At 64.2% G+C, this 24,418-nt stretch carries 27 protein-coding genes and 2 pseudogenes; 9 read left to right on the forward strand and 20 right to left on the reverse strand.

The genetic code is table 11. From position 1 onward, the window contains the following. Positions 1–136: 136 nt before the first annotated feature. The 5 genes from LIX00_RS06340 to LIX00_RS06360 all read right to left on the reverse strand — a co-directional run bounded on the left by LIX00_RS06340 (position 137) and on the right by LIX00_RS06360 (position 3,018). Positions 137–523 (reverse strand): VOC family protein, encoded by a 387-nt coding sequence (locus tag LIX00_RS06340; RefSeq protein ID WP_368410738.1) that lies wholly within the window; start codon positions 521–523, stop codon positions 137–139. 89 nt (positions 524–612) lie between these two features. Beyond that, positions 613–1,752: a pyridoxal phosphate-dependent aminotransferase gene (locus LIX00_RS06345; protein WP_227355358.1), complete on the reverse strand. Its 1,140-nt coding sequence runs from the start codon at positions 1,750–1,752 to the stop codon at positions 613–615. Beyond that, the gene (locus LIX00_RS06350) at positions 1,749–2,237 is read right to left on the reverse strand and encodes an Lrp/AsnC family transcriptional regulator (protein ID WP_227355359.1); all 489 of its coding nucleotides are present in this window, start codon (positions 2,235–2,237) and stop codon (positions 1,749–1,751) included. The genes LIX00_RS06345 and LIX00_RS06350 overlap by 4 nt, the downstream gene beginning before the upstream one ends. Before the next feature lie 379 nt (positions 2,238–2,616). After that, positions 2,617–2,760: a hypothetical protein gene (locus tag LIX00_RS06355; protein WP_227355360.1), complete on the reverse strand. Its 144-nt coding sequence runs from the start codon at positions 2,758–2,760 to the stop codon at positions 2,617–2,619. Between the two features lie 9 nt (positions 2,761–2,769). Then, positions 2,770–3,018: a hypothetical protein gene (locus LIX00_RS06360; RefSeq protein ID WP_227355361.1), complete on the reverse strand. Its 249-nt coding sequence runs from the start codon at positions 3,016–3,018 to the stop codon at positions 2,770–2,772. Positions 3,019–3,065: 47 nt separating this feature from the next. On the opposite strand from LIX00_RS06360, the gene LIX00_RS06365 reads away from it, so the two are divergent. After that, complete coding sequence (locus LIX00_RS06365; RefSeq protein WP_227355362.1) at positions 3,066–3,983, forward strand: serine/threonine-protein kinase RIO2; 918 nt, start codon at positions 3,066–3,068, stop codon at positions 3,981–3,983. On the opposite strand, the gene LIX00_RS06370 is transcribed toward LIX00_RS06365, so the two are convergent. Next, the gene (locus tag LIX00_RS06370) at positions 3,966–4,112 is read right to left on the reverse strand and encodes a DUF1328 family protein (protein ID WP_368410739.1); all 147 of its coding nucleotides are present in this window, start codon (positions 4,110–4,112) and stop codon (positions 3,966–3,968) included. The two genes, LIX00_RS06365 and LIX00_RS06370, sit on opposite strands and share 18 nt — an antisense overlap. 346 nt (positions 4,113–4,458) lie before the next feature. On the opposite strand from LIX00_RS06370, the gene LIX00_RS06375 reads away from it, so the two are divergent. After that, positions 4,459–5,049, forward strand: coding sequence for a 50S ribosomal protein L15e (locus LIX00_RS06375; protein WP_227355364.1), 591 nt, complete (start codon positions 4,459–4,461; stop codon positions 5,047–5,049). Positions 5,050–5,791: 742 nt separating this feature from the next. Here the strand turns inward: LIX00_RS06375 and LIX00_RS26255 are convergent. After that, a complete protein-coding gene (locus LIX00_RS26255; protein WP_438267069.1) occupies positions 5,792–7,183 on the reverse strand; it encodes an ATP-binding cassette domain-containing protein in 1,392 nt (463 codons plus the stop codon). A gap of 138 nt (positions 7,184–7,321) precedes the next feature. Further along, a pseudogene (locus LIX00_RS26260) lies at positions 7,322–8,068 on the reverse strand (P-loop NTPase family protein); the annotation flags it as partial. A gap of 469 nt (positions 8,069–8,537) precedes the next feature. On the opposite strand from LIX00_RS26260, the gene LIX00_RS06385 reads away from it, so the two are divergent. Continuing rightward, entirely contained in the window at positions 8,538–9,275 is a 738-nt protein-coding gene (locus LIX00_RS06385; RefSeq protein ID WP_227355366.1) for a M23 family metallopeptidase, read from the forward strand. Between the two features lie 79 nt (positions 9,276–9,354). Here the strand turns inward: LIX00_RS06385 and LIX00_RS06390 are convergent, their stop codons facing one another. Further along, on the reverse strand, positions 9,355–9,510 hold the full coding sequence (locus LIX00_RS06390) for a hypothetical protein (RefSeq protein ID WP_227355367.1): 156 nt from the start codon (positions 9,508–9,510) through the stop codon (positions 9,355–9,357). Between the two features lie 62 nt (positions 9,511–9,572). Next, positions 9,573–9,767: pseudogene (locus tag LIX00_RS26265) on the reverse strand (IS6 family transposase); the annotation flags it as partial. A gap of 253 nt (positions 9,768–10,020) precedes the next feature. Between LIX00_RS26265 and LIX00_RS06400 the strand changes: the two are divergent. Together LIX00_RS06400 and LIX00_RS06405 are read left to right on the forward strand one after the other, a co-directional pair. Further along, a complete protein-coding gene (locus LIX00_RS06400; RefSeq protein ID WP_227355368.1) occupies positions 10,021–10,239 on the forward strand; it encodes a DUF4177 domain-containing protein in 219 nt (72 codons plus the stop codon). A 574-nt stretch (positions 10,240–10,813) separates the two neighbouring features. Next, on the forward strand, positions 10,814–11,428 hold the full coding sequence (locus tag LIX00_RS06405; RefSeq protein WP_227355369.1) for a TMEM175 family protein: 615 nt from the start codon (positions 10,814–10,816) through the stop codon (positions 11,426–11,428). 50 nt (positions 11,429–11,478) lie between these two features. On the opposite strand, the gene LIX00_RS06410 is transcribed toward LIX00_RS06405, so the two are convergent. Then, positions 11,479–12,495 carry an NADP-dependent oxidoreductase gene (locus LIX00_RS06410; RefSeq protein WP_227355370.1) on the reverse strand — a complete coding sequence of 339 codons (1,017 nt, stop codon included), beginning with the start codon at positions 12,493–12,495 and terminating at the stop codon, positions 11,479–11,481. Positions 12,496–12,667: 172 nt separating this feature from the next. Between LIX00_RS06410 and ubaA the strand changes: the two genes are divergently transcribed. Both ubaA and LIX00_RS06420 read left to right on the forward strand, forming a co-directional pair. After that, positions 12,668–13,486 (forward strand): SAMP-activating enzyme E1, encoded by an 819-nt coding sequence (gene ubaA / locus LIX00_RS06415; protein WP_227355371.1) that lies wholly within the window; start codon positions 12,668–12,670, stop codon positions 13,484–13,486. Between the two features lie 82 nt (positions 13,487–13,568). Continuing rightward, the gene (locus tag LIX00_RS06420; protein WP_227355372.1) at positions 13,569–14,678 is read left to right on the forward strand and encodes a hypothetical protein; all 1,110 of its coding nucleotides are present in this window, start codon (positions 13,569–13,571) and stop codon (positions 14,676–14,678) included. Positions 14,679–14,708: 30 nt separating this feature from the next. Here LIX00_RS06420 and LIX00_RS06425 read toward each other — a convergent pair whose 3' ends face one another. The 4 genes from LIX00_RS06425 to LIX00_RS06440 all read right to left on the reverse strand — a co-directional run bounded on the left by LIX00_RS06425 (position 14,709) and on the right by LIX00_RS06440 (position 17,255). After that, positions 14,709–15,221, reverse strand: a complete 513-nt coding sequence (locus LIX00_RS06425) for a winged helix-turn-helix transcriptional regulator (RefSeq protein WP_227355373.1) — start codon at positions 15,219–15,221, stop codon at positions 14,709–14,711. Next, positions 15,218–15,541 carry a DUF7471 family protein gene (locus LIX00_RS06430; protein ID WP_227355374.1) on the reverse strand — a complete coding sequence of 108 codons (324 nt, stop codon included), beginning with the start codon at positions 15,539–15,541 and terminating at the stop codon, positions 15,218–15,220. The genes LIX00_RS06425 and LIX00_RS06430 overlap by 4 nt, the downstream gene beginning before the upstream one ends. Positions 15,542–15,825: 284 nt before the next feature. After that, positions 15,826–16,311 (reverse strand): hypothetical protein, encoded by a 486-nt coding sequence (locus LIX00_RS06435; protein WP_227355375.1) that lies wholly within the window; start codon positions 16,309–16,311, stop codon positions 15,826–15,828. Between the two features lie 143 nt (positions 16,312–16,454). Further along, positions 16,455–17,255 carry an alpha/beta fold hydrolase gene (locus tag LIX00_RS06440; RefSeq protein WP_227355376.1) on the reverse strand — a complete coding sequence of 267 codons (801 nt, stop codon included), beginning with the start codon at positions 17,253–17,255 and terminating at the stop codon, positions 16,455–16,457. A gap of 260 nt (positions 17,256–17,515) precedes the next feature. Between LIX00_RS06440 and LIX00_RS06445 the strand changes: the two genes are divergently transcribed. Beyond that, on the forward strand, positions 17,516–18,148 hold the full coding sequence (locus LIX00_RS06445; RefSeq protein ID WP_227355377.1) for a DsbA family oxidoreductase: 633 nt from the start codon (positions 17,516–17,518) through the stop codon (positions 18,146–18,148). A 72-nt stretch (positions 18,149–18,220) separates the two neighbouring features. On the opposite strand, the gene LIX00_RS06450 is transcribed toward LIX00_RS06445, so the two are convergent. Then, complete coding sequence (locus LIX00_RS06450) at positions 18,221–19,291, reverse strand: guanosine monophosphate reductase (protein WP_227355378.1); 1,071 nt, start codon at positions 19,289–19,291, stop codon at positions 18,221–18,223. 189 nt (positions 19,292–19,480) lie between these two features. On the opposite strand from LIX00_RS06450, the gene mutS reads away from it, so the two are divergent. Further along, entirely contained in the window at positions 19,481–22,057 is a 2,577-nt protein-coding gene (mutS, locus tag LIX00_RS06455) for a DNA mismatch repair protein MutS (RefSeq protein WP_227355379.1), read from the forward strand. A 107-nt stretch (positions 22,058–22,164) separates the two neighbouring features. Here mutS and LIX00_RS06460 read toward each other — a convergent pair whose 3' ends face one another. The 4 genes from LIX00_RS06460 to LIX00_RS06475 form a co-directional block, all read right to left on the reverse strand. Next, positions 22,165–22,311, reverse strand: a complete 147-nt coding sequence (locus LIX00_RS06460; RefSeq protein ID WP_227355380.1) for a hypothetical protein — start codon at positions 22,309–22,311, stop codon at positions 22,165–22,167. Positions 22,312–22,336: 25 nt separating this feature from the next. Next, on the reverse strand, positions 22,337–22,873 hold the full coding sequence (locus LIX00_RS06465; RefSeq protein WP_227355381.1) for a metallophosphoesterase family protein: 537 nt from the start codon (positions 22,871–22,873) through the stop codon (positions 22,337–22,339). A 150-nt stretch (positions 22,874–23,023) separates the two neighbouring features. Next, positions 23,024–23,758 carry an endonuclease NucS gene (gene nucS / locus LIX00_RS06470; RefSeq protein WP_438267063.1) on the reverse strand — a complete coding sequence of 245 codons (735 nt, stop codon included), beginning with the start codon at positions 23,756–23,758 and terminating at the stop codon, positions 23,024–23,026. Positions 23,759–23,799: 41 nt separating this feature from the next. Further along, complete coding sequence (locus LIX00_RS06475; RefSeq protein WP_227355382.1) at positions 23,800–24,312, reverse strand: DUF6735 family protein; 513 nt, start codon at positions 24,310–24,312, stop codon at positions 23,800–23,802. Positions 24,313–24,418 lie beyond the last annotated feature (106 nt).

The following is a 24,418-nucleotide window of genomic DNA, read 5'->3' on the forward strand; positions in this document are numbered from 1 at the left end:
TCCGAGACGCTGACGGTGTCACCGTGTTCGACTCGTTCCATAGCAACGAGAAACTGCGAGACATCCGCGGAAAAGCGTTGTTGCCGACTCGGCTCGCGCCGACGAGAAACCGCTCCAAGCGGGTCGCCACCGCTCGTCACTCGGGGAGTTCGGCGAGCACGATCCGGTTACCGTACGGGTCTTCGAAGTGGACGTGAACGCCGCTCTGGCTCGATTCCGGTTCGCCGAGGAACTCGACGCCTCGCGTCCGAAGCGTTTCGTACGTTTCCCGACAGTCGTCCGCGTAGAAGACGAACGTCGGTTCACGTCCCGTCTGGTTTCCGACCAACGCCCGTTCCTCGTCGCCGACCGCCTCCATCAACCAGATGCCGACCGACGACGTCTCGGGGAGTCCGACGTGAACCGCGCGGAACCCGTCTTCGAGTTCGTCGTACAGCACGTCGAATCCGAGCGTCCCCGAGTAGAATTCTATCGCATCGTCGTAGTCCTCGACGAGGAGCGTCGTCCGTCCGATTTCCGTTATCCTCGATCTCCGTCACTCCTCGAGCGGGGATAACCGTTCACCGCCGGGTGAACGTGAACGCATCCTCGGTCGCGGAGCGCCTCGCCCGGTCACCGCCGTCGGACGAACGCCTCGATGCGGTCCATCGCCTCGCGGAGGTCGGCCATCCCGGTCGCGTAGGAGACGCGCAGGTGGCCCGCACCGCCCGCGCCGAAAACGCTCCCCGGCACGACCGCGACGCCTTCCTCCCGGAGGAGGTCCTCGGCGAACGCCTCGTCGTCGCCGCCGCAGGAGGGGAAGGCGTAGAACGCGCCGCTCGCCTCGAAGCAGTCGAGTCCCATCTCGTCGAACCGCGAGAGCACGAATCGCCGCCGCCGGTTGTACTCGTCGCGCATCTCCGCGACGCTCTCCCCGCAACCGCGGAGCGCCTCCAGCGCGGCGTACTGGGCGGTCACCGGGGCCGAGAGCATCGAGTACTGGTGAATTCGGTTCATCGCGTCGATGGCTTCCTTCGGGCCGAGCGCGTACCCCAGTCGAAGCCCCGTCATCGCGTACGCCTTCGAGAATCCGTTGAACACGACCGTTCGCTCGCGCATCCCCGGGAGGCTGGCGATGGAGGTGTGGTCGCCGTCGTAGGTGAGCGCGGCGTAAATCTCGTCCGAGAGGACGAACAGGTCGTTGTCGCGGACGAAATCGGCGACCTCCCCGAGTTCGTCGCGGGTCATCGTCGCGCCCGTCGGGTTGTTGGGATAGCAGAGCACCAGCGCCTCGGCGTCCGCCGCGCCCGCGCCTTCGAGCGCCTCGTACGTGAGCGCGAAGTCGTCGGCGGCACGGGTCGGCACGCGAACGGGTTCCCCGCCCGAGAAGACGATGCCGGGGACGTAGGAGATGTACGACGGTTGGTGAACCGCCACGCGGTCGTCGGGGTCGACCAGCGCCCGCATCGAGAGGTCGACGGCCTCGCTCGCGCCCGCCGTCACCAGAATCTCCTCCTCCGGTTCGTAATCGAGGTCGTACCGCCGGACGTGATTCGCTATCGCTTCGCGCAGGTCGCGTCGCCCGCGATTGGCGGTGTACGACGTTCGCCCGCGTTCCAGCGAGTCGATGGCGGCGGTGCGGGCGGCCCACGGCGCGGAGAAGTCCGGTTCGCCGACGCCGAGCGAGATGATGTCGTCTCGCTCCTCCGCGAGTTCGAAGAAGCGCCGTATTCCGGACGGCGGCACTCGGTCGACCCTGTCGGCTGGCTTCATGGCGAGACGGAGAGGCGGTCGTCCTCGTCGCGGTCGTCGAACTCGATGCCGCGCTTCTTGTACGTCTCCATGACGAAGTGGGTCACCGTCTGCGTCACCTCCGGAATCGGCGCGATCTGTTCGGAGACGAAGTTGGAAACGTCGTGCATCGACTCGCCCTCGACGTCGACCGCGAAGTCGTAATCACCGCTGACGAGACGCAGCGACGCTACTTCCGGAAACTTGGCGATTCGTCGCGCGATCTCCTCGTACCCCGTTTCGCGGTCGAGTTCGACGTTGAGTTCGACCTCCGCCTCCACGTGCTCTTCCGGTAGCCGATTCCAGTCGACGACGGCGTGATAGCCGCGGACGACTCCCTCCGATTCGAGTTCCGCGACGAGCGATTCGACCTCCGACTCCGACAGGCCCGTCTGTCGCGCGAGGTCGGGGGTGCTCTCGCGGGCGTTCGACAACAGGACGTTCAGCAGTTCCCGTTTCGCGTCCATGCGTTCCTCTTTCGGGGCCGGGCACAAGAATCTGGCCGCACCTGCCAATCCTGCGCGAAGACGATGTTGGCGGAGCGACGAACGGCGGTCGGATATCGCCGCACCGCCGGATTCCATATCGCGGCATGGAATTTATCGTACGATTCGTCCGCGCTATCTCCGAACAGCGAACGACGAGCCGAAAAGCGCGCCGTTCGCCCGCGAGCCCCCGATTTGCGGTCGAAGTCGTCCGCCGATTTTGGCGTCGATGTCGGCGTTCGCGCATCGCGTCCGGTGAACCGCGGCGACGTCGAAAGCTCGAAGCGGACGTGACGCGTGGAGTTTACGGGCGAAAATCGCTTGTCTCAGCTCGGTCGTGGTGTTGAAAAACGTCCGGGCGCTAAGCCGCCTCGGGTGATACGATGAGTTGGCGAGACTTCGTCTTCCTCGCCGGAAACGTGTTCTCGCTCGTCGTGCTCGTCCCGATCCACCGCGACGAGATGGCGACCATCCCGCTCGGAACCGCCCTCCCGTCGGCCGTCATCGGACCGATTTACGAAACGGCCTTCGCCACCCTGGGGGTGACGCTCTCGGCGTTCGGGGCGATCCTCGCGGGGGTCGTGCGGAGCGCCATCGCGCTCCTCCGGTCGCCGAATCCGCTCGGCGGCTCCCCGGAGAAGACGCCGGGAGTGCACCCCTCGCCTCGGTCGCCCGAGACGCCCGACGGAGTACCGCCGCATCGCGAGACGGGAGACGCCGAGAAGCGGGGGAGAAATCGAAGCAGCGGTATCGCTATCGTCACGGTCCGGGTCGCAAATGCCTTACGCCGCGGACAGCTAGTTGCGCGTGATGGTTCGGAACGTCGCGCCGGAGATGGCCGAGCTCGAGCCGGAGGATTTCTATCTCCTCTCCGGCGTCGAGCAGGGGATGCGCTTCAGCGAGTGGGTGCAAAAGGAGAAGATTCCGAAGTTCTCGCGACTGACGGCCGAGGAGGTGGACTACCGAATCGACCGCTGTATCGACCGGGAGCTGCTGGAGCGCAAGACCATCCAGTACGAGGGGTACACCCTCACCTTCGAGGGGTACGACGCGCTGGCGCTTCGGGCGTTCGCCGAACGCGATACGATTCAGGGCGTCGGCTCGCCGCTCGGGGTCGGAAAGGAGAGCGACGTGTACGAGGTGCAGTCGTTCCGCCCGCTCGCGCTGAAGTACCACCGCGAGGGGTACACCAACTTCCGCGAGGTGATGAAAGAGCGCGACTACACGTCCGAACACGAGCACGTCTCGTGGCTCTACACGGCGCGGAAGGCCGCCGAACGCGAACACGGCGCGCTCGAAGCGCTGTATCCCGACGTGAGCGTCCCCCGACCGATAGACCACAATCGCCACGCCATCGTGATGGAGAAGGTCGACGGCGTGGAACTCGCCCGCGCGAAGTTCGAGGACGAACAGGTCGTGCCGGTGTTAAATCTCGTGCTCCGCGAGGTGAGCGAGGCCTACGAGCGCGGATACGTCCACGCGGACATGAGCGAGTACAACGTGTTCGTCAACAGCGAGGGCGTCACGGTCTTCGACTGGCCGCAGGCCGTCCCCACCGACCACCAGAACGCGGCGGAGTTCCTAGAGCGCGACGTGCGCAACGTGGTGAGCTACTTCCGCCGGAAGTACCCCCGTCTCGTCGGCGACGTGGACGTACCGAGCGTCGCGCGGGCCATCGCGGACGGACGGTTCGAGTCGGTGCGCGACCACTCAGAGGACGAACGATAGCACCGCCAGCACGAGGAAGATGAGAACCAGCCACTTGGCGACGTCCATCGACAGCCCCGCGACGCCGCCCGCGCCCATCGCTCCGGCGATTATCGCGAGGACGAAGAACGCGACCGCGAGTTCGAGGATGGCCATCAGCGAGTCACCCCGTCGGTTTCGTATCGGGTTACGAAGTGCATAGCTGAACTACAGCGTCGAACGACTTTTCACCGTGGCATGTCATAGCAAGGAGGTTATCAGAGTCGCGTCTTCGCGGTGAGCGCTCATCCCGCCGAGAAATCGCCGAGTTCGGCCGGAGCGAAGACGAAGCCCTTAAACCCGTGAACCGGGAAATCCCGGGTAACTCGCTGGACGACGGGCACCAGCGGGCACCTGCGAACGCAGGCCGGAATGTGGCGTGCGCGGTTCGTCGAACCGCGCGAAGGCGGTCTTCCGCCGAACGCGCTGAACCACTCGACGCCCGTGGTGATAGACCATGGCAAAAAGCTTCTACTCACACATCCGAGAAGCGTGGAAAGACCCGGACGACGGCAAACTCGCCGAACTCCAGTGGCGACGAAAACAGGACTGGCGCAAGCAGGGCGCTATCGAGCGAATCGAGCACCCGACCCGACTCGACCGCGCCCGCGAACTCGGCTACAAGGCCAAGCAGGGCGTCGTCGTCGTGCGCGCCAGCGTCCGCAAGGGCGGTGCGCGCAAGCAGCGGTTCAAGGCCGGCCGCCGTTCCAAGCGACAGGGCGTCAACCGCCTCGGGCGGCGCAAGAACATCCAGCGCATCGCCGAGGAGCGCGTCAGCAAGAAGTATCCGAACCTCCGCGTCCTCAACTCCTACTGGGTCGGCGAAGACGGGAGCCAGAAGTGGCACGAGGTCATCCTCGTGGACCCCGAACACCCCGCCATCCAGAACGACGACGATCTGAACTGGATCTGCGACGACGTGCACCGCGGCCGCGCCCAGCGCGGTCTCACGAGCGCGGGTCAGAGCAATCGCGGCCTGCAACAGCGCGGCAAGGGGACAGAACACACCCGCCCCAGCAACTCGAAAGGCAAAGGCCGCGGTAAGTAACGCGCCGTTTTCCTCCTCGACTCGTTTTCGACGACTCGCGCAGAGTTAGCCGCGCTTCGAGTCCTTACGCCTCGTCCCGAGAGCCACCGCTCTCGTCGGAGTCCTCCCGAGCGAGTGAATCGGCGGCGTCGACGGCGAAACCGCGAGCGGGCACCGACCGTTTCGGACGCGATACACTCCGTGCAACTACACGAAATCCCCGACCTGATGTTGGGTGATTTCACGAGGCGAGGGGAAACACTGCTCTTGCCAAGACATTATAACACTAGTTAACTTCCTGAAAATGTGTCTGGTCAGGAGATCCTCGCTGTTACCTTGCGGATCCGGGTGGAGAAATTGAATAATCGCGGTTAGATCGTAGTGTAGCCACTCAAGGAGAAAAGCGAACCCGGAGAAGAAATGGGTTAGTCGGGGGGATCAAGGCCGACGTAATCCTACTCTTGGACTCATGTACGTTCGTGCCTCCTATTTAGTGTGTGTACGCGGGTACGCGCCCACGTACACGACCGAGTAAGCGGTCAAATACCCCGTAGTTTACAATTCCCGCTGCTGGTGGATCGTCAGACGTCACCGTTATAACCACGACCAGTCCGCAGGTAGCAGTCGTTTGGTTCCGACATTGATGGGGTCGGTAGTAGCACAGACTTCCGGTTTTTTCCTCAGTGGGTCTTGGCAGATCCAAAGGCGAAAACTAGGATACGAGCAGGCTGGTCGAACGACGAAACGACCCTACGAGATTGACTTATTTCAATACCTTTCGCAGATACTCCGCTGTGAACGATTGCTCTTCGTCGAGGAGTTGTTCTGGTGTTCCTTCGAAGATGACCTCTCCTCCGCGTTTGCCACCTTCGGGACCGAGGTCTATGACCCAATCGGCGTTCTTCACGACATCTAAGTTGTGTTCAATCACGAGGACAGTGTTTCCTTCATCTACTAGCCGGTTCAGAACCGATAGTAACTGCTCTAAATCAGCCATGTGAAGTCCAGTCGTTGGTTCGTCCAGTACGTAGACGCTTCCCGTTTTATGCAGTTCACCCGCTAGTTTGATACGTTGGCATTCGCCTCCTGACAATGTTGGAAGCGATCTCCCTAGTGAGAGATAGCTCAGTCCGACATCGTCAAGGGCTTCGAGAGTCCCCTGAATCGTCGTGCTCTCAAAGAACTCCAGCGCTTCGCTCACGGTCATTTCGAGAACATCGGCGATGGATTGGCCGCGCACGGTGTATCGAAGCACCTCGTCCTTGTATCGCCGCCCTTCACACGCCTCACAGGTCGATTCGACTGTATCCATGAGGGCTAAGTCAGTCTCGACGACTCCCAGCCCATCACATTCGGGACAAGCTCCGTCCGAATTGAAACTGAAGAGGGACTCGTCTGTCCCAGTCGCCGCCGCGAAACGTTCCCGAATCTCACCCATCATTCCAGTATATGTTGCGACCACTGACCGCGTAGTGGTGCTAACCGCCGTTTGATCCACACTAACGGCGTCCGGATGCTCCTCTAAGAAGAGGTCAAGGAGGGTACTTTTTCCCGCACCAGCTACCCCAGTAACAGCGGTGAGAACACCTTCCGGGACATCGACAGTAATATCACGTAGGTTATGCCGTGACGCGTTTGATATCGTCAGTTGCCCAGTTGGTTCGCGGAACGTCGATTTAACCGGCGTTCTCTGGTTCAGATGCCGTCCTGTGAGTGTATCTGCTTCGTAGAGACCATCCACGTCACCTTGGTAGACGATTTCCCCACCATTCTCACCGGCTTCTGGACCGATGTCGACGATATGATCGGCGATGTCGATGACGTATGGGTCGTGTTCGACGACCAGAACCGTGTTCCCGTCGTCTCGTAGCTCTTTAAGCAACTCGTTGATTCCGTGAACGTCGCGGGGATGGAGCCCAATCGTCGGCTCGTCAAAGATATAGGTCAAATCGGTGAGACTGCTATTGAGGAACTTCACCATCTTGACCCGCTGGGATTCGCCACCAGAAAGTGTCTGAGTTTCCCGGTCAAGCGTGATATATTCAAGACCGACCGTTTGGAGATGCTGGAGCCGCTCCAAGATCTCGGCAACCACCTTTTCGGACCCAGGCTCTTCGATCTTGGAGACGACGTCCATGAGTTTATCAACATCCATCGCGGCGAGTTCAGCGATATTGTGTCCGTTAATCTCGCTGCTGCGAGCCCTTTCATTGAGGCGGGTTCCGTTGCACGCAGGGCAGACACCTTCTGATGTGACTCGCTCGATAGCTTCGTGGGTCTGTTCGCTCAGCGAACTCGTGTCTCGATTGATGTAGCGACGGACGAATGTGTCGATGAGCCCCTCGTAACTGACATCGACGGTCTTTCCGTTTGCAGTCGATTCGAACGTCGTCTCGCCGTGGAGAAGCAGTTCCAATTCCTCGCCGGTGTAGTTTGCTAATGGCTTGTCCCCGTCGAAGAGGCCCGCATCGATGTACCGTTGCCATTGTTGACTCAGCAGAGAGAATCGAATGGCACCTTCATCGAGGGACTTCGATGTGTCGAGAAACTTGTCGAGGTCGGGAGTCACCGTTTTTCCGAGGCCGTCACACTCCGGGCACATGCCGGTGGGAACGTCCCCCGACGGTAGGACGTTAAATGAGAAGGCGTAAGTTGGTCCGATGTCCGGCTCACCGAATCGTGAGTAGAGGACTCTGAGGAGGTCGAAAATATCGGTAAACGTTCCGACTGTAGACCGTGAGTTCGCCTGAATCGGTTTCTGCTCGACGACCACGGCTGTGGAGAGGTTCTCGATTGAATCCACCTCCGGATATCCGTACTTTGCCAAGCCGTACTGAGTGAATGTAGAGAACAGTTCGTTGAGCTGGCGCTGTGACTCCGCCGCGATGGTATCGAACACCAATGAAGACTTGCCAGCTCCAGAGACTCCCGTGAAGACAGTGACCTTCCGTTTCGGTATCTTGAGCGATACGTCTCGAAGATTGTTCTCCCGGACTCCTGTTAACTCGATGTGATTATTCCGAGCTCCGTTTCGCTCCATACCACCCCTTCAACGTCGAACCAGATAATGTTTGTCATTAATCATGTTACAGGCGTACCATGGTGGGTGAATAACACGGTATTCGCTGATTACAGGCTCTGTAGTGTAGGAATACAAATCCTGAAAATAAGGGTAAAAATTCTTATAGTTCGGTGATCTGTAGGTCACGCCCGATAGCGTGAGAGGAGATCTGAGGTCGCCGGTAGATCGACGAACCCGGTGTGTTCGTCCCAACCACGTTCAAATCATCGAGAATCATCAGGAACTGATGAAATGAGCGGTAGCTATTGAGCTCGTCCCCGACCGCCGCGAGCGTCGAGCGTTTCCCGACGCGAGTAACCGCGTTCCTTCGGAGGAGCGTCGAAGTCGCCGAACCGGTTTCGCCGGGGAGCGAACGAGGTGCTAATTTATACCTTTCTAGAATAAAAATTTAAATCCTTGGCATCCCCATTATAATCTGAGATTTACGATGACGAACCAAACGAGCAGGCGGCAGTTGCTAAAGGCATCGGGCGCGGCAATCGTCGGAGGCGTCGGTCTGGCCGCGACGAGCGGGACCGCGTCCGCTCGCTACGTCGGACAGCCGATTTACACGACCGAGAACACGTGGGTTCGGACGGGTCCCGGAACGGAGAACGGCGTCCGAGCGACGGCCGACAAGTACACCGGCGGCCGCATCGTCGACGGACCGGTAGACGAGGACGGGTTCAGGTGGTGGCGGTGCCAGATGAACGGCGACGGCGACAACGGTCGGGTCGCCGGCTGGATACCGAACCGAAACTTCGATCCGGCGGACATCACCTACCCGTCCCTCGGGTACATCTCCTCCGACTACTACGACGACCGCGGCGGGCGCTACCACAGCGCCGTGGACATCGCCAACGACTACGGCACGCCGGTCAAGGCCGCGCTGAACGGCACGGCCTACAGAGCGTACGAGGAGGGCGGTTGCGGGAACTACGTCTACATCGACCACGAGGACGGTTACCGGACGCTCTACTGTCACCTGCAGGGATTCAGCGTCTCCCACGGCGAGTACGTCGAACAAAACCAGCAGGTCGGAACGATGGGCAGTTCGGGCCACTCCTCGGGCCCGCACGTCCACTTCGAAGTCAACCGAAACGGGAGCGAGGTGTACGTCTCCGGCACCGCGGGCGAGGAGGTACACTCGGAGTCGGGCGTCGCGAAGAACTACGCCGACCTGTAGCCGAGACGACCGCGGCGTTTCACCCGCTCGCCGTCCCGCGCCCCGTCCGCCGAAGTCGAACCGCGACCACCGCGCGGGGTCAGTCGTCCGACTTCAGTTCCAGTTCGACCTCCGCGTCTCCCCCGAGTTGGATTTCCAACTCGAACGGCCCCCACTCGAACTCGAACTCGGCCAGTTTCGCGTCTATCTTCCACTCCATTTCGTTCACGACTTCCTCCCCCACCTGTAGTTTCATGCTGACCGACAGGGGTACGACAGCGACACGGAAAATTCTTCGTGCTGTCGGGAGGGTCGTGTTTAGTTCGTCTCATTGAACCAGCGAGCGAACGTTTGGAGCCAGTTTTCAGCGGTTTCAGGGAAAACGTGGCTGAAGCAGTTCGAGAACGAAGACGTTCGGCGTTTCAATTCGCGGAAGATGCGCCCGGTGCCGTTCCGATTTCCGTGTCGTTCAGGATGAAATCGAAGCCCAGTTTGGAGGTGTTGAGCGCCATCGCGAGCAACGAGACGGTATTCGACAGCGAGAGCCCCGCTAGATGGAATTGAACCACCGAGTTTCATCGCTGGTTCGAGGGTCCGTTCTCGCTCCGCAAACTCCACGCCGATCCGGTTACTACACCCGACGAGGCGGCTGATTTCCGCCATAGACCAGCAAGAGATCACACTGCCTCACTTTTCACGCTTAACTAAACACGACCGTCACGGGTCGCCACAACGGTTATGAGTCGCCCCTTCGTCCCTCGGCTCGATGAGCAGTCTCACTGACCGCTTCGGCGGCGAGTCGTCTCGGAGCGGCGAGTACGAGTACAAAGTCGTCCCCGCGCCCTCCAGCCTCCTCTGGTTCCGGATCAAGCACGATGAGACCGAGCAGCTACTGAACGAACTCGCTCACGACGGGTGGGACCTCGACGAGGCCGTCGTCAACTGGTGGGGCGGTGCGGATCTGATCCTCCGCCGGGAACGCTGACCCGGGCGTCGCGCTTAACCCGTCGTGCGACGCCGTGTCGCGCTCCGAAACGACGCGAACCGGTTACCGTTGGATGTCCTTCCCGTAACTGGGACATTCCGCGCTCGCTTCCCCTCCGAGCAACTCAGATGCCGTTCCCGTCCAGTCGCAGTGGGGGCAGAGAACCGTGTCCGAGTGAGACGTTCCCTTGGAACGGGCGGTGGCTCGACGGGAAAGTCCTGTGGCGGAGCGGCGGGCAGTGTTTAGTTAAGCGCTCACCGGACAAAGACTGGCGACAACCGGCCAACCAAGCACTCTCGGGTGGGAATTCGGAAGGGGTCGCGGGGGCTTCCGTAAACCTCCGAATCAGCCCTCCTACCGCCCTCTCTCCTAACGAAACACTACCGCCGGGAGACGACCGCGGACGGGACCGGCGGGCACCGAAGTACGGAAACGGCGGCGGAGGGCACCTCGGAAAGGGGCGCTTCGCCGTCGGGACGACGTCGTTCGCGCCCCGGACGTGGGATACCGCCGCCGAGCGTCGAACCCGGACCCTGCACAATCGATATCAACGGGGAGATAGTTATCTAAACCGATGGGGGACTCGGGGGCGTCGGAGCGGCGGCGACTGGAGGGACTGGCTCGACTGGCGGGATTCAGCGACGGCGTCTTCGCCATCGCCATCACGCTGCTGATTCTGAACATCGAACTGCCCGATTCGACCGCATCGGCGGCGGTCGGCGTGCACCGAGTGCTCCGGGAGTGGCCGGACTTCCTGAGCTACGTCATCAGTTTTCTCGTCATCGGGAACTACTGGATCGTCCACCACAACATCTTCCAGGACGTCAGGCGGTACGACCGGGGACTCCTCTGGTTGAACATCGTCTATCTCATGTTCATCGCGTTCATCCCCTTTTCGACCTCGCTGATCGGCGACTTTCCGGGCGGCTTCCCCGTGATGGTTTACGCGGGAACGCTCACGCTGACGGGCGTCGTCCTCACCATCCTGTGGCGGTACGCGTGGTCGAACGACTTACTCGACGACGCGGTCGACGAGGAACGGATGCGCGACGTCACCTTCGGCATTCTCATCCCGTCCGCCGTTTTCGCCGGGTCCGTTCTGATAGCCGTCGTGAGCGCGCGGTGGGCGATGTACTCGTGGTTTCTCCTGTTTTTCGCCGACTCGATCCAAAAGCGATTGTTCGGATAGGCTGAACGGCGAACCGCCGGCGTCTCGGAGGCGGTCGCCCGAACCGACCGTCACTCCCCGCGCTCGCCGACTTTCACCAACTGCTTGCCGATGTTTTCGCCCTCGAACAGCCCCAAGAAGGCGTCCGGAGCGTTCTCCAAGCCCTCGGTCACGGTCTCCCGATACGCGAGTTCGCCCGACGAGACCCACTCGGCCAACCGCCGCGTCGCCTCCCCGAACCGGGGCGAGAAATCGCCGACGAGGAAGCCCTGCACCCGCGCTCGCTTCTCGATGAGTTTGCCGAGTTTGCGCGGGCCGGTCGGAACCGACTCCTCGTTGTAGAGCGCGATCTGCCCGCACACCGCGACCCGCGCGTCCACGTTCAGCCTCGAGAAGACGGCGTCGGTTATCTCGCCGCCGACGTTGTCGAAGTAAGCGTCCACGCCGTCGGGCGCGGCCTCGTCCAGCGCGGCCCCGTAGTCGTCCGTCGACTGATAGTTGATTCCGACGTCGAAGCCGCACTCGTCTTCGAGGAACGCGACCTTCTCGTCCGACCCGGCGAAGCCGACGGCGCGCGCTCCCGAGAGCTTCGCTATCTGGCCCGCCACCGAGCCGACCGCGCCCGCCGCCCCGGAGACGACGACGGTGTCGCCGGCCTTCGGTTCGACCACCTCGCGCGTCCCGAAGTAGGCGGTCCTGCCGGGCATTCCGAGGACGCCCAGCGCGGTCGAAACCGGTGCGAGGTCGGGGTTCACGGACCGGAGGGAGCCGCCGGGGGCGGTGGTGTACTCCGCCCATCGGAGGTTTCCGGTGACCACGTCGCCCTCCTCGAAGCCCGCGCCGTTGGACTCGACGACTTCGCCGACAACGCCACCCTGAAGCGGTTCGCCGACCTCCCACGGTTCGGCGTAGGACTCCCCGGCGCGCATCCGTCCGCGCATGTACGGGTCGACCGAGAGGTACAGCGTTCGGACGAGCGCCTCGCCCGGTCCCGGCTCCGGGACGTTCTCCTCGACCAGTTCGAACGTGTCGCGGTCGGGCGTTCCCTCGGGCCGCTTCGACAACAGGAACTTTCGATTGGTCGCCATGCGCGGACGTACAGACCCCTCGGACAAGGGTACTTCGGCAGGAGTCGCGTTTGCCGATAGCGCGGCGAGAAGACCGCCGCGGCCGCCACGAGCGGGGACCGTCGCCGACGAACCGCCGGTGAATCGGGACTCGAACCGCGGATTTATAGCCCGATACGCCCAATCCCGAGCTATGAGCGGCCTCTCGCTCGACGCGACACAGCTCGACCGCTACTCACGGCACATCATCATGGACGAAGTGGGCCCGGAGGGCCAGAAGGCGCTCCTCGATTCCGCCGTCCTCGTCGTCGGCGCGGGCGGTCTCGGCGCGCCCGCCATCGAGTACCTCGCGGCGGCGGGCGTCGGAACCCTCGGCGTCGCGGACGACGACGCGGTGGAGCGAAACAACCTCCAGCGACAGGTCATCCACGGCGACGACGACATCGGGCGACCGAAGGTCGAGAGCGCGGCGGAGTTCGTCGCGGAACTGAACCCCGACGTGAGCGTCGAGACGCACGACCAGCGGGTCGAACCGGAGAACGCGGAGGGACTCGTCGCGGACTACGATTTCGTCGTGGACGCGAGCGACAACTTCCGGACGCGCTACCTCGTCAACGACGTGTGTACGCTCACGGGGACGCCATTCTCCCACGGCGCGATATACAAGTTCGAAGGACAGGTGACGACGTTCACGACCGACGGACCGTGCTATCGGTGCCTGTTCCCCGAAGCGCCGCCGGAGGGGATGGTCGCCGACTGCGCGACGACGGGCGTCCTCGGCGTGCTCCCCGGCACGGTCGGCTGCATTCAGGCCACCGAGACGGTGAAGTACCTCGTCGGAATCGGCGAGGTGCTGGACGGCCGGATGCTGTTCTACGACGCGATGGACATGAGCTTCGAGGAAGTCGAATTCCGGCGGAACCCCGACTGTCCGGTGTGCGGCGAGAACCCCATCGACTCCATCGACGCGGTGGAGTACGCGGAAGAGTCCTGTGCGGTGCGGGCGGACTGACGGAGCGACGCGGGCGGTCGGATCGCGTTCGAGACGAACGAATCCAGTGCATACATGGCGCCCCGAACGGCTAGGGTCGGGCATGGAATCGAACGCGGGGGCGTGGAGCAGTCGGCTACTCGTCTCGCTGGCGGCGATCGGGACGCTTCCGGTCGTCTCCGCCCACGGCGGCGGTCACGCACCACCGTATCCGCAGCGGCTCGCGCTGGTCGTTCTGTTCGCGGGCGTCGCGGTCGTCGGGGGAAGCGTCCTCCTCGGACGCACCGCGCTGGAACGCCGACGAACGCTCGCGCTCTGGGGCGTCTTCGCGGGGCTGTTCGTCGCCGCCGCGGGCGCGGTCGGGCTGGTGCAGTTGTCGCCGGTTCAGACGATTCGGGCGTCGCGGGCACCGCTCGGCAGGGAATGGTACCGGCCGCTGACGCTGGCCGCCGGGACGGTAATCGCGGTCGGGAGCTTCGTCGCCGGCCGACTGAAGTGGCCGGAGCGCCCCCGCTACGCCGGACTCGGGATGGCGCTCGGCGCGTGGGTCGCCTACCCCGCCGCGATGGGCGCGTTCGGCGCGCGAACGCATCCGCTGGGCTATCTGCTCGTCCTCGGCCTCCCGCTGGGCGTCGGCTACCTCCTCTGGCGCGACGCTCGCGAACCGCTCTCGTGGGTCGTCCGCGACCGTCCCGCCCGGTGGTTCGGCGTCGGGACGGGCGTGCTCGCCGGACTCTTCTTCGCCTTCTCGATGGGGATGCTCACCTTCGTCCCGGAGCACGGCGTCGGCGTGCCGGACGGCGCGTTCGTCGTGACGGTTCCGGTCGCCAACCCGCTCGTCTACTGGACGGCTGTGGAGTTCAACTTCCCGCAGGTTCCGTTCGCCGGCGTGTTCTCGCTCGGAATGCTGCTCCAAATCGGACTCGTCGCCACGCTCGTCGGCCTGAACGGCGCGGTCATCGCCTACCAGTGGCGGGGCGGGGCGAGACCCGGCACGACGGAGGTCACCTCGGGCACGGCGGCCGTCGCGGCTCCCAACGCCTGCTGTTGCTGCGGCCCCATCATCTCGGAACTCGCCGTGGTGTCGGTCGGGCCGTCCGCGGCGGCGCCGCTCTACTGGCTCTTCGTCGACCTCTCCTCGCCGGTCGGGGCGCTCTTTTTCGTCGCCAGCGTCGCCCTGCTGGCCGGGAATCTGGCGTGGTTCGGCGTGTAAAACGGGTAGTCCATTCCGAGCGACTCCACGCTACTCGGCCAGGAGGTCGTCCACGAGTCGCGTGAACCGATCGACCATGCGCTCCGGGAACGACGGCGTGACGGCGGCCAGCAGCCGAGCGGTCTCCTCGGGGCGGGTCGGGGCGAGCGTCACCCGATTTCTCGCGTCCCGCCGTTTCTCGACGAGGTCCTGTTCCACCAGGTGTCCGACGTGCCACTCGAGCGTGCTCCGGGCGATATCGATGTCGTCCGCGAGCGTCGCCGGTCGGGCGGTTCCGCGTTCCAACAGGGAGACGAGCACGTCGCGGGCGGTTTCGCGTCTGAGCAGGGCGAGCGCCGACCGCTCCCACTCGTCGTACTCCGGCGGGTAGTAGTGCGTCTTTCCGTACAGGTGCTCGCTGGCGAGTCGGTTCTCGGCGAGCAGATCCCGGAGGTGGTACTGCACTTGCCCGGGCGCGAGTTCCGACCGCCGGACGAGGTCGTTGAAGTGAACGCCGGGACGGGATTCGACCTGCCGTGCGATCCGCGTTCGCGTCTCGGTCATCGCGTTTCCACCGTCCTCGTGTAGTACACCGCCCCGACCAGCAGGGCGACGACGACGACGTCCAGCGTGTGCTCCGCGAGGTGGTGCGTGCTCATGGCGAGGTAGTCGGCGGTCGTCAGTCCGCCGACGAGCGCCCGCCCCGCCAGCGCCGCGAACGCCAGCGTCACCAGCAGGTAGGGGAGCGTTCGTCGACGCCGAAACGCGACCAGCGCGAGCGCGAGGACGAGCGCCGACCCCACCGCCGTCAGCGCGATGACGGTCGGAAGGAGCAGGTCGCTGCCGGACGCGACCGCGTGAAGCGGCTGTGACGCGGCGGTCATCTGCTCCGAGGTTGGTGCTCCACGTACCTGAGACGTTCGGTTTCCGACTCTCCGCGGATCAGTTAACTGAATCTCCGAGCGGAACTCCAGCGGTAACAGGAAAGTAGAATCCGAGTCCTCGTTGAACCGCTCAGCGGCTGATAAAAACCGCGTGCTGAATACGGAGGATGCGTTCAGGAGCCGAATATCGTTCCGGCACGTCGACGAAAAGAGCCGTCAGGTCGGTGTGCGTGTACAACAGGTCGCCTATCGGGCTACGCTCACGGTCATCTCGGTGACGTCGTTCAGTCGTCAGCGGGGGCAGCACCGGTCACATCGTTCCCCGTGGCGAGTGCGTTACCGCGTATGCGGGGCAGACCGACCGAGATGGCGTAGAGGAGGACGACGGCGACGCCGGCCCCGACGAATACAAATGCGAGTCCCTCCGCGGGGGAGGTATCCCACCCGGGGATGCCAAGCTCGTCCCAGACCTGTTCGACGAAATAGACGAGATAGGCGGCGAGAAACCAGACGCCTGCTGGGAGCGCCACTCTCACGTTCTCCCGCAGGATTCCCGCAAAGTCGTCGGGCTGAGGAGTTGGCTGGTGCGTCCGTGCCAGCGCGACGCCGCGTACGACGGTGTAGAGGAGTGCCATTATGACGCCGGCGCGGAGCAACCCGGTGGCGATGGTGGGCCGAACGACCGACGAGAGAACAACCCAGAACAGCAAGACGACCGTGACGGGCGCACTCTCTCGGAGCAGACGGCGGGTATCGAGCGGGGAAGCCATAGTTACTGTACCGGTATAACCTGTAAGTATCTTCTGATATCAGGAATTATTCCGTGTATCTTAGCCCGGTCATCGTGTGTTCACTTGCTCGATACGCGACACCGAGATCGTCGCGTGACGGTGTCCGTTGGATAGTCCGCCGGTTATCGGATCGAGCCGAGAAACTCGCCGAGGACTCGATTGAAACGCTCGGGTTCCTCAACGGTTATACAGTGCCCGCTCCGTTCGAAGAGTTCGAATCGAGCGTCTTGAATCAATTCAGCCGCGTATTTGACATTGGCGACGCCCCGCCATTTCTCATCCGCCCCGGCACAGACGAGGGTTGGGACATCGATATCGGGAAGCACGTCCCGGTAATCACACAGCAGATCGAGGAGCATCGCGCCCTGAATCGAAGGTGGAGTTCGGGTTCCCTCGTCGAACATCATGTTCCGTAATTCCCTCGACGGTGGCTCTTTCAGCAGTGCCTCTATCGACTCGTCGGTGAGCTCCAGCGGGTTCGTTTGCATCCTCCCGAGGGTCTCCCGCGTTCCGTCCACGGTGTACGTCCCGAATTCGTAATCCTCCTGCTGGTACGTCGAGGGTTCCATATCGACATCGACCAGAGCGCGTATCCTCTCGGTGCCGAACTGATCGACGTACTCCCACGAGACGAGAGCGCCCATCGACCACCCGACGACCGCGACGTCCGTTAGCTCCAACTGTTCGAGAAAGGCTCGAACGTCGCGGGCGTATTGCGAGAGCGTGTGACCTCGCTCCGTCTTCTCCGATCTCCCGTGCCCTCGAAAATCGAGCGCCACCGTGTGAAACTCCTCGCTGAGGCCGGTCAACTGGGGTTCGAAATACCTGAGGCCGGCGAACGCGCCGTGGAGAAATAGGATCGTCGGTCCGTTACCTCGCTCCTCGTAGTACAGATCGGCTCCGTTGCATTGGACGACCGACATAACCCCTCAGTCACCGCCTACAGGTAAGTAAACTCGGGGTACTGTCGACCCGCGGACGATACAGCATCGGTGACCGATATGCGCCCTATTTTCGGCACGTCCTTTCGAACCTATCGCTGGTCGAGAATTTCAACGGAGTCAATCCGATACTAGAGGACGGTTCCGGTGACACGACGGACGGAATACCCGCGACGCGCTCGATACCGGAATACCTCGCTCCGGGTGACGGACTTTTGCCACTCCGACCGTAAGGGAGGAGTATGAGCGCAACCACGGAAGACACCGTGACGGTCTTCTCGGACTACGTCTGCCCGTTCTGTTACCTCGGGCGTCGCTCGCTGCAGCGGTACCGGGAATCGAGGGACGAGGAACTCGCCATCGATTGGCATCCCTTCGACCTCCGCTCGGGGAAGCGCGGTCCCGACGGCGAGATAAACCACGACGTAGACGACGGGAAGGACGAGGCTTACTACGAACAGGCGCGGGAGAACGTCCGGCGCCTGCAGGAGCGGTACGACGTGGAGATGGAACAGGAGATAGCAACCGACGTCGATTCGCTACCCGCACAGATCGCGTCCTACTACGTGAAACAGCGCTACGACGACGGGACGTGGCTCGCGTTCGACGAAGCCGTCTTCGAGGCGCTGTGGCAGGAGGGCGAGGACATCGGGGACGAAGAGACGTTGGTTGAGATCGCGGAAGCCTCCGGTATCGACGGCGACGAGATTCGGTCCGCCCTCGACGACGAGACGCTCCGCGCGGAGGTCGAAGAGAAGTTCGCGGAGGCGCAGCGACGCGGGGTGACGGGTGTCCCCACCTTCGCCTACGACGGCCACGCGGCGCGCGGTGCGGTTCCGCCGGAACAGTTGAAGCGACTCGTCGAAGGCGTCTGACGGCAGCGTCGTACAGCCCTTCGGCGGGTGGACGAGCGCTCGCCGAAAACGCGGTCTACCGCCCGAAACGGTTCACCGCAGCGGAGCCAACGCCGACTCGTCTTCTTCCTCGACGTTCGCGAAGACCGAGTGGGCACCCTCCCGCTCGCGGGCGCCCGGCGCGACGCGGACGAACTCGGCGTTCTCGCGGGCCGCCTCGATGTCGTGGCCGCCGCAGTAGCTCAGCCCCGACCGGATACCCGCGAGGAAGGTTGCGACCTCGGCGGCGAGCGACCCCGTGTACTCGGTCAGCCCCGCAATACCCTCGTCCGCGTCGGGCGTGAGATCCTTGTCGGTGCGGTTCTCGTTCGCGGCGGTGGAGGCCATCCCCCGCGAGCGTTTAAACCGGCGACCGTCGACGGTGACCGTCTCGCCGGGCGCTTCGTCGGTGCCGGCGAAGAAACTGCCGAGCATCACGGTGTCGGCCCCGGCCATCAGCGCCTTCACCGCGTCGCCGGAGGTCCGGATGCCCCCGTCCGCGACCACGGTGATGCCGAGGTCGCGGGCCTTCTCCGCGCAGTCGTTCACGGCGGTCAACTGCGGGACGCCCGCCCCGGCGACCCGGCGGGTCGTGCAGTGAGAACCGGGGCCGACGCCGACCTTCGCGCAGTCCGCCCCGGCCGAGTGGAGGTCGGAGACGGCCTCGGGCGTGACGACGTTTCCGGCGACGAGTTCGGCGTCGGGGAACTCCCAGTCGATGCGCGAGACGGCGTCCAGACAGCGTTCCATGTGACCGTGCGCGACGTCGACCATCACGCAGTCCGCGCCCGCTTCGAGGACTGCTTCGGTTCGGTCGATGAACTCCTCGTCGATGCCGACCGCGGCGCCGACGCGCCCGTCGGCTTCTTTCACCGCGCGGACTTGCTCGGCCTGTTCGTCGACGCTCATGAAACGGTGAATCGTGCCGAGACCGCCCAACTTCGAGAGTTCGGTTGCGAGATTCGCCTCGGTGACGGTGTCCATCGGCGCGCTCAGAAGCGGCGCATCGAGGTTGAGGTCGGGCGTGAGCTTCGTCGCGAGCGAGACGTCGCTCCGGCTATCGACCGGAGAGCGTTGCGGAACCAGCAGCACGTCGTCGTACGAGAGACCGGTCCTGATATCCATCGGTAACCCTCCCTTCCGAGTGACCGACGCTACTTAACTTCACTGAAAACGTCCGCCTTCTCCGGTCCCGCTATCCCCCGGCTTCCGGTCCGACCGCCTCGGTCACCCGAGCGCGTCGAACGCCCGACCGCCCGCGGTCGCCGACTCGATTCCGGACGCTTATTGCCGCGCGAGCACTGGGTTTCTCGCATGGACGCGGCGCTAGGGGCACCCGAGAAGATGGCCGAACACAGCGAGGAGCTGACGCCGATGATGCGGCAGTACTTCGAGCTGTGTCGGCAGTACGAGGACTCGCTGGTGCTGTTTCAAGTGGGCGATTTCTACGAGACGTTCTGCGAAGCGGCCGAGCGAACCTCCCGTTTACTCGAAATCACGCTCACGAAGCGCGAGGACAGCACCGGAACCTACCCGATGGCGGGCATCCCCGTCGACAACGTCGAATCGTACATCGAGCCGCTCCTCGACGCGGGCTACCGCGTCGCCGTGGCGGACCAGGTCGAAGACCCCGCGGACGCGTCCGGCGTGGTCGAGCGCGCCGTCACGCGAGTCGTCACGCCGGGCACGCTCACCGAGGACGAACTGCTCCACACCGACGACAACAACTTCGTCGCCTGTCTCGCCCGCGGCGACGGCTACGGACTGGCCGTGCTCGACGTCTCGACCGGCGACTTCTACGCGACCACGGTCGGGACGGAGGGGGCGGTCCGCGACGAGGTGGATCGCTTCGCGCCGAGGGAGGCGATCGTCGCGCCCGACGCACCCGAGTCGCCGTTCGACGCCGACTGCATGGTCACCGGGTACGACGAGTCGGCCTTCGACGTCGAGAACGCGGGCGCCCTCGTCGCGGACTACTTCGGTCCGCCGGAGCGCCTCCTCGCCACCGACGCCGAGGTTCGAGCCTGCGGCGCGCTCCTCGCGTACGCCGAGTACGTCCGCGGCGGCGAGGAGGGGCACCTCGACTATCTCAACCACCTCACCCGCTACGATCCCCGGTCGTACATGCTGTTGGACGCCGTCGCTCTCACGAGCCTCGAACTGTTCGAACCGCGGGCCGTCCACGGACAGGAGGACGCCACGCTCGTCGGCGTGTTGGACGAGACCGCCTGCGCGCTCGGCGGGAGAAAGCTGAAGGACTGGCTCCGCAGACCGCTGCTCGAACGCGACCGGATCGAAGCGCGACTCGACGCCGTCGAGGAGTGGACGACGCGCGTCCAGGCGCGCGAGGAGGTACACGACCTCCTGCGGGACGTGTACGACATCGAACGACTCATCTCCCGCGTCTCCCGCGGTCGGGCGAACGCCCGCGACCTGCGCTCGTTGAAGGAGACGCTCGACGTCGTGCCGCACGTCGCGGAAGCGATGGCTGACGTGGAATCGGAGAAGCTGACCTCCCTCCGCGGGAATCTGGACGAGATGGCCGACGTGCGCGACCGAATCGGGCGCGCCGTCTGCGACGAACCGCCCATCGAGGTCACCGAGGGCGGCGTCATCAAGTCGGGCTACGACGACGAGCTCGACGAACTCCGCGAGACCGAGCGGTCGGGGAAAGCGTGGATAGACGACCTCGAAGCGGAGGAGCGCGAGCGAACCGGAATCGGGTCGCTCAAAGTCGGCTACAATCAGGTCCACGGCTACTACATCGAGGTGACCGACCCGAACCTCGATAAGGTGCCCGAGGACTACACCCGCAGACAGACGCTCAAGAACTCCGAGCGATTCTACACGCCGGAACTCAAGGAGCGCGAGGACGAAATCGTTCGGGCCGAACAGCGCGCCGACGACCTCGAGTACGAACTGTTCCGCGAGGTGCGCGAGGCGGTCGCCGAGGAGTCGGAGCGGGTGCAGGCGCTCGCGGACACGCTGGCCGAACTCGACGTGCTCGTCGCGCTGGCGGAGGTCGCCGCGAAACACGGCTACTCGCGGCCCGAAATCGGCGGCGAGGGAATCGACGTTCGGAACGGCCGGCATCCGGTGGTCGAACGAACCGAAACGTCGTTCGTGCCGAACGACACCCGCCTCGACCGCGACGCGCTCGCCGTCATCACCGGCCCGAACATGGCCGGGAAGTCGACGTACATGCGGCAGGTGGCGCTCATCACCCTGCTCGCGCAGGTCGGCAGCTTCGTCCCCGCAGACGAGGCGAGAATCGAGTTGGTCGACCGCATCTTCACCCGCGTCGGCGCGAGCGACGACATCGCGGGCGGGCGGTCGACGTTCATGGTCGAGATGACCGAACTCTCGGATATCCTCCGGAACGCGACGGAGCGGTCGCTCGTCCTGCTGGACGAAGTGGGACGCGGCACGAGCACGACCGACGGGTTCGCCATCGCGCGGGCGGTGACGGAGTACGTCCACGACGAACTCGGCGCGAAGACCCTGTTCGCCACCCACCACCACGAACTCACCGGCGTCGCGGACGAGTTGCCGAACGCCGTCAACCTCCACTTCGGCGCGACGGAACACGACGGCGAGGTCGTCTTCGAGCACAGCGTCGAACCGGGTGCGACGACGGCGTCCTACGGCGTCGAAGTCGCGCAGGTCGCGGGCGTTCCGGAGCCGGTCATCCGACGGTCGAAGGAACTGCTCGAAGCGGAGCGCGACGGAGACGAAGCCGAGCGGGTCGAAGGTAAAGACGAAGCCCGCTCGCCGCCCTCCGACGCGGCGACGGAGGGCGCGCTCGCCGAACTGAAGCGCACGAGCGTCGCCGACACGACGCCGCTGGAGGCGCTCCAACTGCTCGACCGTTTGAAACGCCAGTTGGAGTGACCCGTCAGGCGAATCGTTCCGCCAACCTGAGCGCGATCACCGTCGGGACGAGGGCGGCGAGAACGACCGCGAAATCGACGAGAACCACCGCGCCGTACCCGAGGGATTCAGCGGGTTCGGCGGAATCGCTCCCGTGCGTACGCCGGCGTACATCGGCGCATCGCCGAGATCGAACGGGGAGACGCCGCGGCGACCGGAAGCGCGACGTGGGGAAGGGCGAGGAGTTCGTTCCACGATTCGCTTCGGTTGGCCATGGAATCCAGTTACGGTCGCGCTCTTTCACGCCTCGTGGAGGGTCACGCTCGGGTCGCTATCGACGACCTCCACGGTCATCATCGTCGCACCCTCGGCCCGCCCGACCCCCGTCGCCGACCCCGGATTCAACAACCGAACGCCGTCGTGAACCGTGTCCTCGACTTCGTGGGTGTGGCCGCCGACGCCGACCATCGGTTCGTCGGCCCTCGCCCGGGTCGCGTCGGCGACGGCGTCCAACCAATCGTCGCGGTTCATGACCACCCCTTCCGAACTGGACACCGCCCGCTCGACGACGTTGACGATGCCGTGCACGACGACGAACGTCACGCCGCCGACCTCGACCGACGCCACCGCCGGGAGGTCGATGTCGTTCGGATCCGCGTTTCCGTAGACGGCGGTCAAATCCGAGGCGAGCGCTCGCACGTCGTCGAGCGCGTCTCTCGACCCGAAGTCTCCGGCGTGGATGACGTGATCGGCGTTCCGAATCCGCCGACGGAAATCGTCCGGAATCCGTCGCTCTTGGCCGGGGATGTGCGTGTCGGAGAGGACTGCGACTTCCATGGGACAACATGTTATTCGATTGATTAGTAGCTTTCGAACGCCGACTCCTCCGGACGAGGGAACCGTCTCCCCCGCCGACCAACAGAGCGGAGCCTTCCGTCCGCTCTCAGCGTCGCCACTGGCCGCGCGCTTACGGCGACTCGACGGGTTCTACGGTTCGAGCGAGACGAACTCCAAACCGCTTTCCGCGAGCATGTTCCGGGCGCGTTCGGTCACCGACGGGGCGATCAGCACGCCGCGTATCTTCGCTCCCGCGTGGAGGTCTCGCTGAAGCGCGTCCACGTATCGGCGGAGTTGGCCGACCGCGTCCGGCCCGACGCGCCTGCGCTTGAGTTCGACGACCATCGTGGTCCCGGCGGCGTCCTTTCCGTAGATGTCGACGGCTCCGGCGGCGGTCTCGCGCTCGGTCGCCAGCGGCGTGAACCCCTCCTCCACGAGGTCGGGGTCGTCCAAGATGCGCCGACGGAGGTCCTCTTCGGTCCCGGCGAGCGAGAGTTCCTTCGCGTCGGCCACGTCGAACGCCGACGCCTGTATCACGCGCTCGAAGTGGACCTTCAGCGACTCCTCCGGGTTCGGCCGGCGACTCGTGACGAGCAGTCGCTCGTCGTTCAGTTCGGGGTCGAACGTCCCGCCCGGCGGTTGCCAGTTGACCGGTTTCTGTCCCTCCTCGGTGTGGACGAGCGCGGTTCCGTCGGGTTTGAGCACGAGGAGTCGGTCGCCCGACCCGAGATAGCTCTCGGCCCGTCCGTCGTACTCCACGGTACAGCGACCGAACAGGGTCACGAGGTCGCCCCGTTCGAGCGCAGCTTCGACGTGTACCAGCGCCTCGCGGTGCGTCGGTGTCAGGAGCGTGGCGGGTTCTCCCCTACCGTCCGTCTGCGTCACTACCGTTTGGTAGACGGCGGTCGGATAAAAACCGACCGCCGTCAGACCGTCGAAATCACCTCCCGGTAGTCGCCCGCCCACTCGGCGACGCGGGCGTCGAGGTAGTCGGTCGCTTCGCGTTCGTCGACGGCACCGCGGCGAACCACGTCCCGAACCACCGCCCGCGTGGCGCGGAACCACCGGCGCACGTGCGCCGCGTCTCGGTCGTCGCGGATGGCGACCAGCGCGCCGACGTCGGTATCGATGTCTCCGTCGCCGTCCGCCGTCGAACCGAACCAGAGCGGGAGGTACGCGGCGACGACCCACGCGAGCGAGACGACGTAGAACGCCTCGAACTGCCGGTAATCGAAGGTCACGGCGTCCTCGATCGAGAGCTCGGTCGCCTCCGGGACGGGTTCGACGGCGGGCGTCCATCGGTCGCCGACGTCGTCGGCGAAGGGCGTCTCCGGCGCGATTCGGTGGCGGAGCGCGAAGGACGTGGCTCCCCAGTGCGCGTAGTGCCGGTCGTAGCGTCCGTCCGGTCGCTCGTAGGCGACGAGTGCTCGGTGTCCCACGGGTAGGCCGGAGTGGTTCCGGTTTCGGATATAAACCTTCGCGCCGGTCGCGGATATCGACGCGCGACGCGTTCCACGAGACGAACGCCCGTAACACTGAACCGGG

The sequence above is a fragment of the Haladaptatus salinisoli genome, from assembly GCF_020614375.1.
GTDB classification, from domain to species: domain Archaea; phylum Halobacteriota; class Halobacteria; order Halobacteriales; family Haladaptataceae; genus Haladaptatus; species Haladaptatus salinisoli.

Excerpts from the sequence above, each read along its gene's own strand:
- LIX00_RS06425 (WP_227355373.1), bottom strand. The coding sequence starts at position 15,221 with ATGACCGAGACGCGAACGCGGATCGCACGGCAGGTCGAATCCCGTCCC.
- LIX00_RS06385 (WP_227355366.1), top strand. The coding sequence starts at position 8,538 with ATGACGAACCAAACGAGCAGGCGGCAGTTGCTAAAGGCATCGGGCGCG.
- LIX00_RS06430 (WP_227355374.1), bottom strand. The coding sequence starts at position 15,541 with ATGACCGCCGCGTCACAGCCGCTTCACGCGGTCGCGTCCGGCAGCGAC.
- LIX00_RS06345 (WP_227355358.1), bottom strand. The coding sequence starts at position 1,752 with ATGAAGCCAGCCGACAGGGTCGACCGAGTGCCGCCGTCCGGAATACGG.
- LIX00_RS06365 (WP_227355362.1), top strand. The coding sequence starts at position 3,066 with ATGGTTCGGAACGTCGCGCCGGAGATGGCCGAGCTCGAGCCGGAGGAT.
- LIX00_RS06355 (WP_227355360.1), bottom strand. The coding sequence starts at position 2,760 with ATGACGGCCGACGGGAGGGCGGTTCCGAGCGGGATGGTCGCCATCTCG.
- LIX00_RS06390 (WP_227355367.1), bottom strand. The coding sequence starts at position 9,510 with ATGAAACTACAGGTGGGGGAGGAAGTCGTGAACGAAATGGAGTGGAAG.
- LIX00_RS06375 (WP_227355364.1), top strand. The coding sequence starts at position 4,459 with ATGGCAAAAAGCTTCTACTCACACATCCGAGAAGCGTGGAAAGACCCG.
- LIX00_RS06400 (WP_227355368.1), top strand. The coding sequence starts at position 10,021 with ATGAGCAGTCTCACTGACCGCTTCGGCGGCGAGTCGTCTCGGAGCGGC.
- LIX00_RS06460 (WP_227355380.1), bottom strand. The coding sequence starts at position 22,311 with ATGGCCAACCGAAGCGAATCGTGGAACGAACTCCTCGCCCTTCCCCAC.
- LIX00_RS06450 (WP_227355378.1), bottom strand. The coding sequence starts at position 19,291 with ATGGATATCAGGACCGGTCTCTCGTACGACGACGTGCTGCTGGTTCCG.
- LIX00_RS06410 (WP_227355370.1), bottom strand. The coding sequence starts at position 12,495 with ATGGCGACCAATCGAAAGTTCCTGTTGTCGAAGCGGCCCGAGGGAACG.
- LIX00_RS06350 (WP_227355359.1), bottom strand. The coding sequence starts at position 2,237 with ATGGACGCGAAACGGGAACTGCTGAACGTCCTGTTGTCGAACGCCCGC.
- LIX00_RS06440 (WP_227355376.1), bottom strand. The coding sequence starts at position 17,255 with ATGTCGGTCGTCCAATGCAACGGAGCCGATCTGTACTACGAGGAGCGA.
- LIX00_RS06465 (WP_227355381.1), bottom strand. The coding sequence starts at position 22,873 with ATGGAAGTCGCAGTCCTCTCCGACACGCACATCCCCGGCCAAGAGCGA.
- LIX00_RS06405 (WP_227355369.1), top strand. The coding sequence starts at position 10,814 with ATGGGGGACTCGGGGGCGTCGGAGCGGCGGCGACTGGAGGGACTGGCT.
- LIX00_RS06445 (WP_227355377.1), top strand. The coding sequence starts at position 17,516 with ATGAGCGCAACCACGGAAGACACCGTGACGGTCTTCTCGGACTACGTC.
- ubaA (WP_227355371.1), top strand. The coding sequence starts at position 12,668 with ATGAGCGGCCTCTCGCTCGACGCGACACAGCTCGACCGCTACTCACGG.
- LIX00_RS06435 (WP_227355375.1), bottom strand. The coding sequence starts at position 16,311 with ATGGCTTCCCCGCTCGATACCCGCCGTCTGCTCCGAGAGAGTGCGCCC.
- LIX00_RS26255 (WP_438267069.1), bottom strand. The coding sequence starts at position 7,183 with ATGGATGTTGATAAACTCATGGACGTCGTCTCCAAGATCGAAGAGCCT.
- mutS (WP_227355379.1), top strand. The coding sequence starts at position 19,481 with ATGGACGCGGCGCTAGGGGCACCCGAGAAGATGGCCGAACACAGCGAG.
- LIX00_RS06420 (WP_227355372.1), top strand. The coding sequence starts at position 13,569 with ATGGAATCGAACGCGGGGGCGTGGAGCAGTCGGCTACTCGTCTCGCTG.